Below are 12,676 nucleotides of genomic sequence, written 5' to 3'. Positions count from 1 at the left end.
TTGATTTTTTTGATGCAGTGTAATAATTTCGCTTTTTGGTCATTCTATTCCCCTCTTATATTAGAAGAATAGCTCTTAAAAATACCTTTTTTTCGTCTAAAAATCCGCGCCTATATCACTTCGCTTTTTTTTTGAAGAGACTGGTTTAAGCCCAAATGAAGTAAAGGAGACCATTACAACTGATGAGCATCATTTAATAATCCATTTAGCAAAGCATGGTGATGTTGAGGCCCTACGATACGTATTAGATAAATGTGGTCTCACTACTAAAGAAAAATTCGCGGCAATTAGTCAAACCTCTTTTAATTATACCGTTTATAAAGGCGAGTATGAACATAACAACCCCTATGCTTGGTTTTGGCGTGGAAAGTATACGGAGGAAATAATTCCTGTAACTAGACTCTTTCCTGTTATTATCTATGCTTGTTTAAGCGGTTCTGTAGAAACTCTAATGTACTTGGCAGAAAACTTGGAGCATAGCTGCTTGGAACTAAATGGTAACGGGTTAATAATAAAAAATGAGGTTATGCGGTATTCGCTTGTAAATATTTTCCCCTGGGACATACATTTTGAGCGTCATCTTTATTATGTATTTTTAAAACACATTCATGGCCAGGTTTCGAATCCGTTCGACCGTCATGTGAAGGTACGTCTCGGGAAACATCTTCCGACGGAAAACGAGTATGATTTACTATTCAAGGACCCCAATTTCCCTATCTTTGAGCATTTGTTTTCGACTTACTTGAATCCGGAAGAACAGAAAAAACTCATCCGATTGGTTTATCAAGAACTACAAAACAGAGGTTATAGAGATGAATTAGCTGCTTGGGAGAACAAATTCGGCAATGGTTTAGAATCCCCCCTTAAGGATAATAATTCACCTGATATGCCTCAGCTGCATTCCCGACAAGCAGTTCGTGCAGAAGAGAAAAAGACTTCTCTCTTCGAATCTCAATCAGCTTTTTTTGGAGCAGTTAAAGAGAAAGAGCCAGAGGAAAGCAACCATTATTGGCCTCAATACTCCGGCAAATAAGTACACCACTTTTACGCCATGATACCCTATACTACTTAATATATTTTGCGTTTGAAGTCTGCAGTTTTACTGCAGACTTCAAGGTAAGCAGTCCTCTCTATAGTTGGATAATAAGTGCTAAGATCCTAATGAAAAACTCACTAAAAGCTATTTTTAAAATTTATTAACTCTTGCAGAGAGGCAATGTAGGGGCCAATGGATAAGTCGTTCATGAGATGGCTCCCCCCAGGCGGTGGCAAGTTGAGTAGCGATTAAATCTAAAGGATTGTGGTTCTGATGCTTTTGATATTCTTTTACCGCAGACCAAGTAGCTAAATAGCCCATTAATTGCGGTAAGTTAAATCCTTTTTCAATGGAAAATGAAGGCGTCGCTTCTCTAATGAAGGGACAAGGAATGGTTTTATATTCTTCATCAATGTAAAAGCGCTCGCGAGGCCAATAGTGTTTACCTAGAATCTCATAATACAAATGGCGAATAGGCTCATCAATGGCAGGCTCATTAAAATACCCTAAGCTATAGCACCAAGCAAAAAATAAAGCATTTTCAGCGCTTACGCGACGCACTTCTTCATAAAAATCATCAAAATTAAACCAATGTAAGGCTTGGGCGACTGTAATTAAATTAATTGTGCCTGGCTTAAGAGGTGTTTTATCGGCAGGACAACAATAATACTCAATATTAGCCATTCGGGTAGCAACCTCTAATTGGCCTGCATTAATATCCGTAGCAAATATTTGCTGGAATCGCGATGCGAGCGCTTTTGCTGCCTGACCATTCCCCGTACCACAATCCCATACTTGAGCATTAGCATCAACTTGCGTTGCCAAATAATCAAATAGAGCCTCAGGGTAATCAGGGCGGCATAAGGAATATTGATCCGATTGTTGGTTAAAATGATTAATATATTCTGAATTTTTATTCATCCCAGTCATCCCTATCTTTATCATCTTCAGGTAAGAAGCCGCCTATTTGGGCATTCCACATTGATTTATACAAGCCATTTTTGGCAACGAGCTCTTCATGAGTGCCATCTTCTACAATTGTTCCATCTTGGAACACTAAAATCCTATCCATATGTAATAAAGTAGACAAGCGGTGAGCAATTACTAAGGTGGTTTTCGACTCCATCAAGTCCCAAAGGGAATTTTGAATCGTTTCCTCCGTTAAAGAATCTAATTGCGAGGTAGCCTCATCTAAAATCACAATAGGTGCATTTTTTAAAATCGCACGCGCTATGGCAATGCGTTGTCTTTGTCCGCCTGAAAGCTTAATCCCCCGCTCGCCAACCAAGGTATCATACCCTTCTGGAAGAAGCGCAATAAAATCATCACAACATGCGCGTTTTGCCGCATCAATCACCTCGGCATCGCTAGCCTCAGGATTTCCATAACGAATATTTTCCATTAAAGTCCGGTGGAATAAAGTTGTATCCTGGGGAATCATGCTAATTGCAGCTCTTAAGGAATCTTGGGTCACCGAGGCAATATCCTGTTTATCGATAAGAATACGCCCTGATTTCAAATTAAACAAACGCAAAATTAAATGGATAAAGGTGGTCTTACCGCCGCCTGAATACCCCACTAAACCTACTCGCTGTTTAGCAGGTATATAAATGGATTTATTTTCAAAAACCTTTTTACCTTTATTGTAATAAAAACTCACATTTTCAAACTCAATATCACCTCGGATAACGTTTAATTCTTTTGCATCCTCTTTATCCTGAACGTCAATGGGAGCACTTAAAATCGCGACTGCTTGACGTGCTATGCCAACTTCACGATAAAAATCAGCCATGGCGTGACATAAGTACCAAATTTGCGTCATGATGGCAAAAGAGACATTAAATATAAAAACTAGATCGCCAGTAGTGATAATTTGTTTTTGCCAAAAATACAGCAACAAAGAAACCATGGTCACCAGCATAATGGTTACAGGAATATCTAAATACAAACGAAAGATATTCATATATAAAGTCAGCCTTTTATTGCTGTGCTCTTCTTTATTTTGGCTCAGTGAAATATAAGCTAATTCGGCTTTGCGTCTGGAAAACAACTTAACGGCATTGGCGTTGCTTAGGCTATCCACTATTTTACCACTAAGTTCACTTTTATCTTCCGCATTAGTAATTGAATAGTCATCTACTTTTTTTGATAGTTTAAAGCTAATGAGTAGCTGCAACATTATCCAGGTTAATAAGATTAGCGCAAACCAATAATTAATAGTGCACATTAAAATTAAGGCAACTAAGATGGAGGCAAAGGCAGCAATAACATACCAGGTAATCAGTTCAAAAATAGAATTTAAAGCACGTGGCAAATCATTAAGCTTATTGGCTAGGCTGCCAGCCATTTGATTGGAGAAATACTGATAGGATTGTCTGCTGAGGTAATCAAAAACGGACATACGGACATCAGCTAAAAAACGAGGTATAACATAAGCTTGCCACCAATTTTGCAAGCGTAAAACCACAATCAAAATCAACCAAGAACCACCGCCTAAGTATAAAGCAGGTGCTACAACTTTAAATATATTCTCCCTATGTGGGTGGGATTCCAAGGCATCAACAATCATCTTTAAGGAATAAGGAATAGCATTATTTTCCAAAACCATGACCGTTGGAGCTAAAAAGAAAATAATAAAAGCTAATTTTTGTTTTTTAACAAAGTGGAGAAAAAACTTCCCTAAAGTTTTGGGGAGTTCCGTTGTAGGCAGCACCTGCTTCGTCATAAGACACCAGCTTTTATTTGATATTAATATATTTTAGCTTGTTTTTTTATCGAGAAGTGTTGAACCCTTCCCCATCAACTTTTACATAATACATAGGGAGAGTTCGATTCTAAGTCAGAATGCCCTCTTGTCTCAACCTCTCTATTTTTTATCTCATTTAATAAGCTAGCAATTTGCTCATCCGATTTACAAGCATTAAGCTTTTTTTGTAATTCCTTTATTTCATCAAGGATCTTCATGCGTTCATCATTAGGAGTAGTTCGAGAAGATTTTATTCTTAATCGCCATATTTCATCTAAGATTTCATTATGAATCTTAATGTACTCATCTGTTTTTTCTTTTAATTGTTCCAACGTTAGTCCATTTCCTTTATTCAATGAGTCACTAAGAGCTTTTAACAATACAAAATTTGCCATTATTCACCTGGTTAGTTTACTAATTAAAATTTTTACTTACTAATTGCTCCAAATTATCTAATTTTGCTCCTGAATCCGTTTTTCCAAATAAACCTAGTTGTGCACTTAGCCCAGCAGTTAAAAAAGAAATGATATCAATGATAAATTTCTTAATTTTTCCTTTCCACTCGCGATGATTATCTAAAATAGCTCGGGCATCTTTCACCGCCAATAAGCATTCCCTCTTAAAGTCCTTTTTCGCTTGTTCAAACGGTTTATCTAAAGAGGTAAAATTATTTCTTGCTTGCTGTAAACGGTTACACAATAAATGAGCTTTTCTTGCTGCTTCACTATATTTAGGATTACCTAAGGATTTGATAGACATTTCTTTTTGTTTTTTCGTAAAGAGTTTAATGTGTGCATCAAAGCCCAATTGTTCTAAGTCGATAAAACGTTTTTCTAATTGAAAGAAACTATCATAAACCAATTTTCGTTTCTCTTCGGCGAGCTGTATGAGTCTTATACTTTGCTCCTCTTGACTATTATCCGAGCTCTTTGAAAATGATTCAATACAATTGTTAATTTTTTTTAACAGTAAATCGCGATAATCCACCAACCGTTTTTTAGAGGTAGTAGCGGAAAAATCAATCTTAAGCTCGTTCAAACGAGAAAAAGAGTTTAAGGACTCGGAGTCTACCTCTGCTCTCTCATATAAATTATCATAGGTTAAAGAAACTTGGTCTTCGAGCAGCTCATATTCAGCAACATCCATTATGGGATAATTGCCATTGGCTACGAAACTTTGCATCTGCAACAGATGCTGATTCATATGCTCTTTGGCTAAGCGACTTTTTAAATACAATTTAAAAAAGTCATCCTGGAGTGCTGCGTGTTTAAGCTCTTCCCGTCGGGTTTTGATATAGTCTATAAATAAATCAGCTTTAATAGTAAAGGGAATAAACGCATCGACGAATTTTTTTATATAATCATCTGGTAATAATAAGATCTTTAACATGGCCTCATTAATTTCCTGACGGAAATGAGGCGCGCTTGCTAAATCATCCTCCACCATCCTACTACTTTGCTGGGCCACTCCTTTAACTGTCATATCAAGCCAATTAAACGCCGAATAACCAAAAGGATACGGTAGGGTTGCGAGTAGCTCTGGTGTGATCGCTTTTTTATAATGTTTAAAAGAGCTATCCCTCATCGCCGCAAAACACCAATCTCCATCAATTTTAATCACATGATTATTTTTATTTAGGCAAATATTACCGTTTTTTAAATCAATTTCTTGTAAAAAAATTGAGGTAATCATGATTTGACCCAAACCAGGATAAAAGCCTTTAGTAAAGTTAGCGGGGGAATCAACAGGCAAAGGCTTGTAGCCTGCAATTTCCTCAGAGAGGATAACATAAGTACTAAAATAAGGATGGCTCGCAATTCGCGTCTCAGGCTGAGAGGGAATAATCAGGCGAAAAAATTCTTGGGCAAGTAATTCCAGATAAGCCACGGAACGCAACTCCATTTCCTTATGGTAAAAAACTCGCGAATCACCCGCTAAATATCCTTTCCGGATTTTATGCATAAAAGAGCCCAAACCCGATCCAGGAATGATAGTAAAATTATTTATATCAATGATTGAGGCTGGCATAAACTACAAGAAAATCCAAGGAGTTGCTCAGTTTACTCTATTCTTTATAAGAAGAAAATCATGAGAAAAGCCGTTTTTACTCTATATGCTCAAATAAAAACCTAATGAAGTTGAAAAATTTTTTATGCCACTTCAAGCAATCCTTATTAAAATAACTAGAATAAAAACAATCGTCTACAAGTCTCTTTTATTCTATAAAGAACCAATTAATTCTTGATCTTCCTGATTAGAAAAGCGATCATTTTGTTTTTTTTAAATGAGAGAAAGCCGAGTGGATCAAGAAACAATGGAATTTGATGTAATCATCGTAGGAGCAGGACCTGCAGGCCTTTCCGCAGCAATTAAACTGAAACAATTAGCCTTAGCTAAGCAAAAAACGATCAATGTGTGTATCTTGGAAAAAGGGGCACAAGTGGGCGCCCATATTTTATCAGGAGCTGTCTTGGAGCCGCGAAGTCTAAAAGAATTACTTCCTGATACTTGGCAAGAAGCCCCTTTAAATACACCAGTTAAAGAGGATTTGTTTTATTTCCTTACGCAAAATAAATCTTATAAACTTCCTACTCCTTCCTCCATGCATAATGAAGGAAACTACATTATTAGCCTAGGCGAATTATGCCGTTTTCTTGGCGAGCAAGCAGAAGCCTTAGGTTGTGAGATTTATCCGGGATTTGCTGCTGCCAAAATGCTTTATAATGACAATAATCAAGTTATTGGTGTTGCTACTGGTGAGGTAGGTCTTAATAAAGAAGGTGAAGAAACGCCAAATTATCAACCCGGGATGCGACTACTTGCCAAACAAACTTTATTGGCTGAGGGATGTCGTGGTCATTTAAGCCGAAAAATAATGAACCGCTATCATCTAAGAGATAAAGCACAACCGCAAACTTATGGTTTAGGGATTAAAGAAATCTGGCAAATTGAGCCCACAAAACATAAGCCAGGTACCGTTATCCATACCGTTGGCTGGCCTATGGATCAAGCCACTTATGGCGGGTCTTTTATTTATCATTTGGCACAACAACAAGTAGCTTTAGGTTTCGTGGTAGGCTTAGATTATAAAAATCCCTGGTTAGATCCCTTTCAAGAGTTACAGCGGTTCAAGACCCATCCATTAATCACTACCTTGCTTACTGGTGGCGAACGTATTGCCTACGGAGCGCGTGCTTTAACCGAAGGAGGTTGGCAGTCACTGCCTAAGCTCAGTTTTCCAGGTGGCTTATTAATAGGAGATGCCGCAGGATTTTTGAATGTTCCCAAGATTAAAGGCATTCATATGGCTATGAAATCTGCCATGCTCGCCGCAGAGACCTGCTTTGAGGCCTTAGAACTTGAAACCCCACCTACCACACAACTAGAATTACAAAGCTACTCTGATAAAATAAATACCTCTTGGATGGGTAAAGAGCTGTATTCAGTTCGTAATATAAGGCCTGGATTTAAATATGGCCTGCTTCCGGGATTGATTAATGCTGCTTTTGAAACCTACATCAGTAAAGGGAAATCGCCTTGGACCCTCAGCAATCATGCCGATCATAAATCCTTAACTCTCGCCTGCCAAGCAAAAAAAATAGCTTACCCGAAACCTGACGGGGTGATTACTTTTGACAAACTTTCCTCAGTATTTCTATCCAATACATTTCATGAAGAAAATCAACCCTGCCACCTTACATTAAAAAAGGAACGAGTAGCGATTGATATTAATTTAAAGGATTATGCCTCTCCAGAAAGCCGTTACTGCCCTGCCGCCGTGTATGAAATTATTGAAGAGCCAAACGGCCCCAGGCTGCAAATCAACGCGCAAAACTGCATCCACTGCAAAACCTGCGACATCAAAGACCCCCATCAAAACATTGTATGGACACCTCCTGAAGGTGGCGGCGGTCCTAATTACACGGAGATGTAAGTTTATTGTCATTTAATGCTAATCAAGGTAGACTCTCAAGCATTAGTCCCGGTGGCACAGCTGGATAGCGCAGCCCCCTCCTAAGGGGCAGGTCGGAGGTTCGAATCCTCTCCGGGACGCCAGTAAAATCAATGTGTTACAAATAAAATGCGTAATAAAACATGAATATCAGGGTGCACTCAGGGTGCAAATTGAATGTGTAATATTATAAAAAGATAAATCTCAATATATTCCAATTGTGCCCAAAAATGTGAGGGTAATTAGGAACTATCCCCTCTTACTTGCTAGTAATATTATAATTTATCCATTCAGTATGAAGGCATTGGAATGATGAGTAGTGAAGAAAAAGAATATCATCGAAGTGATATAGCTAAGCAGCAGTTAAGAACGGCTGTTATTCTGTTTTTAAATGAAAAAGACTTATCATCAGTAATCACATTGTCATCTGCCGCCAATAATATACTTTATCAGCTGGTTATTAATGCAAATAAAGAACCATTTATTAATTATGCTCAAAGAGTTCACGATGCATTTAATGGATGGACTCCCCAAAAAGAAAAATATAGAAAATATATAAATGATATATTTGGTGTAAATGTCCATAAGCATATGGGAAGAAAATGTGCAGAAACATGTACCATTGACTTACATTCATCTGCTGAAAATATTCTGCTAATCGCTATATCCGAATATATCAAACTATACGGTCAAACGGATGACTTCGTGTATGCGTTTTTACACTGGAAGTGGCAAAAAGCAGATGGCAGAAAAATTGCCCAGGCCATCAGAGATATGCCTGAAAAACTTAAAAAAACCGAACAATGGAGAAAGCAGTTTAAGCAAGAAGATCTATCTAAAGAGCCTTTAATTGAAGAAAATAAAACAACTCCAAAAACCTATCAACGATTTCAGTTGGCTGCTAAACAATTAGAAACGGCAATAATGTTGTTCTTGACTGAGCAAGATAGATTGTCCGCTATAACTTTATCAGGTGCAGCAGATGTTATTTTTTGCGAGTTAGTGAATCGGCAAGGTAAGAAAAACTATACAGATATATTAGCTTCTGATGAAGGTAGCAGACGGAGTCGGGAAGAGCTTGGTAGGGAAATTAATGATTTGTTATATATTAATTCATTAAAACATTTTGATAATGGTGATGAAGAATATATAAAATTAGATGTAAGTGAATGTGCTGTTGCTGCAATTTTAAAGGCTTTAGTAAACTATAATATGTTAGATGGAAAAGATGATAATTTAATCATAGCATTTCGATATTGGGTAAAAATGAATCTTGATCCCGAAAGGTATGATCTAAAAGATAAATAGAAATTTTTTGTACTTAGCTTTATAAATTTACCTTGTTCTATGCAGGTAATGTGGCATTCAAACAAAATGAAAGCCGCGTTTATTACGGCTTTCTTTGTTGATCCAACCATATATCTAAATCTTCTTTTAAATAACGAATAGAACGCCCTATTTTAATAAATTTAGGACCAGGAGTTCTGTTTTTTAAAGCGCCATTTACTCTATCTTGAGAAAGAAAAGAACGACTCATGCAAATATAATTTGCGGCTTCAACTTCTTTAAATACTCTTTTATCCATCATACATCCTTATATAACGATTTATTTATAAACACATAAATATTTTACTCGATTCGAGTAATTATTTAAACATAACGAGTTTTTTAACGCAATCCCTTTTTTGAAGTTTTTAAAGATCTGTAAATCTCCCTATACCTTTATCCTTTTTGTTTATACAATGATCGTCAAACCAATTAAATTAAGGTGATAGGATGAACTTACTTGATGACTTAGAAGCATTGATCGGTATTGAGTTTTTAATTGAAAATGAATCTACGGTGCTGGAGATAACTCCAGAGGTTGCTCAAACCGAACAACCCCACTCAAATAAAATTGCACTTCTACAATAATCAAATGCATAAATTGATTGTTGTTGGTTCCGGCATCAAGTCTGTTGCACACTTGACTGAAGAAACTAAAAGAATCATTCAAAACTCAGATAAAGTACTTTATTTGGTTAATGAAGAGCTTTTAAAGCAATGGATTGTAAGAGAGTCAAAAAGTGCGGAATCATTGGAGCCTATTTATTTTAATTCAACCAAGCGAATAGACGCTTACACAAATATAATTTCAGAAATAGTTAGAAGTTATTATCAATATACTAATCTATGCGTTGTTTTTTATGGGCATCCTACAGTTTTTGCAGAGTCGGCTTTAAAAGCTGTTAAAATAATCCAAGCAGAAAAAGGCAATGCCATTATATTGCCTGCAATATCGTCTATGGATTGCTTATTTTCTGATTTACAAATAGATCCCGGAGCACAAGGATGTTTTAGCATTGAAGCTACGGAGCTATTAATTTATGAGCGTAAATTAGATATCCAATCCCATGTAATCCTATGGCAAATTGCAAATCTAGGTATGTTTAACACACAAAAAACAACAAAACTAAATGTGTTGAAAGACTACCTTAGTCATTATTACTCAATCGAGCAGGTAATTTGCTTATACGAAGCAGCGCTCTATCCTACTCAAAAACCTAGAATTGAATGGTTTAGGCTCTCAGATATAGAAAATATAAGGCTAACTCCTATTTCATCTCTTTATATACCCCCTTCCCCTCAAATCAAATTGAGTAACAAGTACCTAGAGCTTTTAGAAATAGATTTAGAAAATTTTAGATTATCTGCTGAGCCTCACACAACCTCTTAGTAATTTTGCATCACTGGCAAAGCTTTTCTTACTGTTATTAAAAATATAAGAAAACCGATCATCGGCAGCTACTAAAGCAGCAGAATCTTTAATAGCATGATTCCCCTGCGCTTTATAATGATAGAAAAAAAACTCTGTTTGTTTACTGACATGATATAGAGGGCTACCATAAGCATCCCCATTTTCATCGATAAACTCTTCCTGATAAGCTAGTAAAACATTCTTTAATGTTTCTAACTCAGTTAAAGTACTATTGCTCTGATTAGTCTTAAATGTATTAATTTTAGAAAATGGGCACTGTAAGGGATAATAAACACTATCATTTTTTTCAAATAAAGGGGCTGGAACCATTACAGTAGGCGTATGCTCTAACTGGTAACATTCATCATATATTTTTTGAATAGTCGTAACAGGGAAATATTGATCGTCTATCGCAGGTTTTACTCCAATCCCTGAGCCAAAACATATATTAAAAACATATTTGGCAGTATCTATAATAAAGGGTGTAGGTCTAAATCTATTAATTTTTTTAGCTCTTAAAAAGAGTTCATTACAGGCAGGATCATAAGTGTTTTGGGTTAATTTTTTTCTTAAAGCTTCCGAGAAATAAAGTTTCAACTTTAGCCAATTATCATTTGTTTTAACTTCATTAATAAATTCCTGTGAAAAATATAAGATTTGGCTACTCCAATCTGAACGAAGAGTATTATCCTGAAAGATTTCCTTAAAAATAAGATGATGTTCATAAGGTGATTTTGGAGCAGGAGCATTCACATTAAAATATTTTTGAATCCTGGAATGTCTCCTTGTGCATCCTATATTAGGGAGCAAAAAAGAAGATAAAGCCCCTGATGATACAGATAAGACATTATTTTCTATAGTTTGATCCTCATCAAACACCACCTGCATGTTAAAAATGGCGCCCGGTCCTTGTACACAATCAGGGATAATATATTCGTTTTCACTAAATTGATGCCATTCACAATATTTATTTAAAATGATTCCTAAAGGAAGGCTGTTTTTTCCGTAACCTAAATCTTGGAATAATTGATTTTCAGTATATTTACTATCAATCTTTTCAAGTCTTCCCTCTGAAGTCGGTAAATAGGCATGATTCTTAATACCAAAATGAGCACCAAAAGAAAAATGAGCTAGATAAAAAGGAATATTTTGGCCGGGTGAAACTATTTCAATAACTTGATAGAGAGAAGGATTAACCGCCTGTACTGAATTTTTTATTTCATTCCATGAAACTCGAGCTATTTTGTTCATTCCTTAACACCTTACAACAGTCCATGACTCACTGCTTACAACAATAAAATTAAAAAAACGCTTAATATTAGCTCATTCTAATGGTAGAGTCACGCCAGTGGAAATTAGGAGTAATTATGGATACTACTGCGAAAGGAATGCCGAAAGGACTCATCTCACTGTATTGGATACAAATGTTTTCTACATTTTCCTATGCAGTTTTATACTCATCCTTATCGTTATACATCACTAAACAATTAGGCCTTTCTAGTACATTATCTAATAGTGTTGTTGGATTATTTTTAGCGTTTAATTATGTACTGCATTTAGTGGGTGGCGCATTAGGAGGTAATTGGTTAAGCAATCGATTTGTTTTCTTATTTACTACTTTGTTACAAACCATTGGAATTGTTTTTTTTATTTTTCCTAATGAAGCAGCTTTATATTGGGGGCTTAGTCTCTTTCTCATTGGCTGTGGTTTAAATACCACCAGTTATAATACCATATTGACTCAGCGGTTTTCTTCCGATGACTCTCGCAGAGACAAAGCTTTTTTCTATAGTTATTCAGCTATGAATGTTGGATTCTGGGCTGGATATCTTTTTAGTGGTTTGTACGATTCTTCCAATCAATACCAGCCTATATTTTACACAAGTATCATCACTAATTTAATAACTTTATTTTTAATTATGGGTAGTTGGAATTACTTAAGTGATGTAAATACTGCCTTAAGCAAATTAACATACAAAGCTCGATCAATAAAAAACAGCCTGGGTATTTTTTGCACATTGCTATTGATGCCGGGTTTACTCGTTTGCTTTCATTTTCCTAGCCTAAGCAATGGCTTAGTCGTATTAATTACTCATGTTACGCACGGTCAATTTTAAGCTGCCATATTTTTAAGCTCCTGCCAAGCAATCTGGTTCGCTCTAAGAATCAATTTGTACTTAATAGCAAAGTGATTTAAATGAGTTT

At 36.1% G+C, this 12,676-nt stretch carries 12 protein-coding genes and 1 tRNA gene; 7 read left to right on the top strand and 6 right to left on the bottom strand.

What is annotated here, in order from left to right:
- The first annotated feature begins 484 nt into the window (after positions 1-484).
- Positions 485-1,033, top strand: a complete 549-nt coding sequence (locus ELY15_RS09675; protein WP_127099467.1) for a hypothetical protein — start codon at positions 485-487, stop codon at positions 1,031-1,033.
- 153 nt (positions 1,034-1,186) lie between these two features.
- Here ELY15_RS09675 and ELY15_RS09670 read toward each other — a convergent pair whose 3' ends face one another.
- The 4 genes from ELY15_RS09670 to ELY15_RS09655 all read right to left on the bottom strand — a co-directional run bounded on the left by ELY15_RS09670 (position 1,187) and on the right by ELY15_RS09655 (position 5,744).
- On the bottom strand, positions 1,187-1,957 hold the full coding sequence (locus tag ELY15_RS09670) for a class I SAM-dependent methyltransferase (RefSeq protein WP_158617444.1): 771 nt from the start codon (positions 1,955-1,957) through the stop codon (positions 1,187-1,189).
- On the bottom strand, positions 1,950-3,761 hold the full coding sequence (locus ELY15_RS09665) for an ABC transporter ATP-binding protein (RefSeq protein ID WP_127099465.1): 1,812 nt from the start codon (positions 3,759-3,761) through the stop codon (positions 1,950-1,952). The genes ELY15_RS09670 and ELY15_RS09665 overlap by 8 nt, the downstream gene beginning before the upstream one ends.
- A 74-nt stretch (positions 3,762-3,835) precedes the next feature.
- A complete protein-coding gene (locus ELY15_RS09660; RefSeq protein WP_127099464.1) occupies positions 3,836-4,177 on the bottom strand; it encodes a hypothetical protein in 342 nt (113 codons plus the stop codon).
- Positions 4,178-4,196: 19 nt separating this feature from the next.
- Positions 4,197-5,744, bottom strand: a complete 1,548-nt coding sequence (locus ELY15_RS09655; RefSeq protein WP_158617443.1) for a hypothetical protein — start codon at positions 5,742-5,744, stop codon at positions 4,197-4,199.
- A 337-nt stretch (positions 5,745-6,081) separates the two neighbouring features.
- Here ELY15_RS09655 and ELY15_RS09650 point away from each other — a divergent pair, with 337 nt between their 5' ends.
- The 3 genes from ELY15_RS09650 (at position 6,082) to ELY15_RS09640 (ending at position 9,042) form a co-directional block, all read left to right on the top strand.
- Entirely contained in the window at positions 6,082-7,716 is a 1,635-nt protein-coding gene (locus ELY15_RS09650; RefSeq protein WP_127099468.1) for an electron transfer flavoprotein-ubiquinone oxidoreductase, read from the top strand.
- A 45-nt stretch (positions 7,717-7,761) separates the two neighbouring features.
- Positions 7,762-7,838, top strand: a tRNA-Arg gene (locus ELY15_RS09645).
- Positions 7,839-8,043: 205 nt separating this feature from the next.
- Positions 8,044-9,042 carry a hypothetical protein gene (locus ELY15_RS09640; protein ID WP_127099462.1) on the top strand — a complete coding sequence of 333 codons (999 nt, stop codon included), beginning with the start codon at positions 8,044-8,046 and terminating at the stop codon, positions 9,040-9,042.
- Between the two features lie 82 nt (positions 9,043-9,124).
- Here the strand turns inward: ELY15_RS09640 and ELY15_RS09635 are convergent, their stop codons facing one another.
- Positions 9,125-9,319 carry a DNA-binding protein gene (locus ELY15_RS09635; protein WP_127099461.1) on the bottom strand — a complete coding sequence of 65 codons (195 nt, stop codon included), beginning with the start codon at positions 9,317-9,319 and terminating at the stop codon, positions 9,125-9,127.
- A 191-nt stretch (positions 9,320-9,510) separates the two neighbouring features.
- Between ELY15_RS09635 and ELY15_RS16120 the strand changes: the two genes are divergently transcribed.
- Together ELY15_RS16120 and ELY15_RS09630 are read left to right on the top strand one after the other, a co-directional pair.
- Positions 9,511-9,648 (top strand): hypothetical protein, encoded by a 138-nt coding sequence (locus ELY15_RS16120; RefSeq protein WP_158617442.1) that lies wholly within the window; start codon positions 9,511-9,513, stop codon positions 9,646-9,648.
- 4 nt (positions 9,649-9,652) lie between these two features.
- Positions 9,653-10,450: an SAM-dependent methyltransferase gene (locus ELY15_RS09630; RefSeq protein ID WP_127099460.1), complete on the top strand. Its 798-nt coding sequence runs from the start codon at positions 9,653-9,655 to the stop codon at positions 10,448-10,450.
- Here ELY15_RS09630 and ELY15_RS09625 read toward each other — a convergent pair.
- Positions 10,421-11,722, bottom strand: coding sequence for a hypothetical protein (locus ELY15_RS09625; RefSeq protein ID WP_127099459.1), 1,302 nt, complete (start codon positions 11,720-11,722; stop codon positions 10,421-10,423). The two genes, ELY15_RS09630 and ELY15_RS09625, sit on opposite strands and share 30 nt — an antisense overlap.
- Positions 11,723-11,838: 116 nt before the next feature.
- Here ELY15_RS09625 and ELY15_RS09620 point away from each other — a divergent pair, with 116 nt between their 5' ends.
- A complete protein-coding gene (locus tag ELY15_RS09620) occupies positions 11,839-12,588 on the top strand; it encodes an MFS transporter (RefSeq protein ID WP_127099458.1) in 750 nt (249 codons plus the stop codon).
- The last annotated feature ends 88 nt before the right edge of the window (positions 12,589-12,676 follow it).

Origin of the sequence: Legionella sp. km772, assembly GCF_003989735.1 — a bacterium.
GTDB lineage: Bacteria > Pseudomonadota > Gammaproteobacteria > Legionellales > Legionellaceae > Legionella.
This window is presented reverse-complemented; position numbering and strand designations above follow the sequence as displayed.

Bases quoted from the DNA above. Each gene is read 5' to 3' on its own strand.
- ELY15_RS09670 (WP_158617444.1), bottom strand. From the start codon at position 1,957: ATGAATAAAAATTCAGAATATATTAATCATTTTAACCAACAATCGGAT.
- ELY15_RS09665 (WP_127099465.1), bottom strand. From the start codon at position 3,761: ATGACGAAGCAGGTGCTGCCTACAACGGAACTCCCCAAAACTTTAGGG.
- ELY15_RS09660 (WP_127099464.1), bottom strand. From the start codon at position 4,177: ATGGCAAATTTTGTATTGTTAAAAGCTCTTAGTGACTCATTGAATAAA.
- ELY15_RS09655 (WP_158617443.1), bottom strand. From the start codon at position 5,744: ATGCATAAAATCCGGAAAGGATATTTAGCGGGTGATTCGCGAGTTTTT.
- ELY15_RS09640 (WP_127099462.1), top strand. From the start codon at position 8,044: ATGATGAGTAGTGAAGAAAAAGAATATCATCGAAGTGATATAGCTAAG.
- ELY15_RS09635 (WP_127099461.1), bottom strand. From the start codon at position 9,319: ATGGATAAAAGAGTATTTAAAGAAGTTGAAGCCGCAAATTATATTTGC.
- ELY15_RS16120 (WP_158617442.1), top strand. From the start codon at position 9,511: ATGAACTTACTTGATGACTTAGAAGCATTGATCGGTATTGAGTTTTTA.
- ELY15_RS09630 (WP_127099460.1), top strand. From the start codon at position 9,653: ATGCATAAATTGATTGTTGTTGGTTCCGGCATCAAGTCTGTTGCACAC.
- ELY15_RS09625 (WP_127099459.1), bottom strand. From the start codon at position 11,722: ATGAACAAAATAGCTCGAGTTTCATGGAATGAAATAAAAAATTCAGTA.
- ELY15_RS09620 (WP_127099458.1), top strand. From the start codon at position 11,839: ATGGATACTACTGCGAAAGGAATGCCGAAAGGACTCATCTCACTGTAT.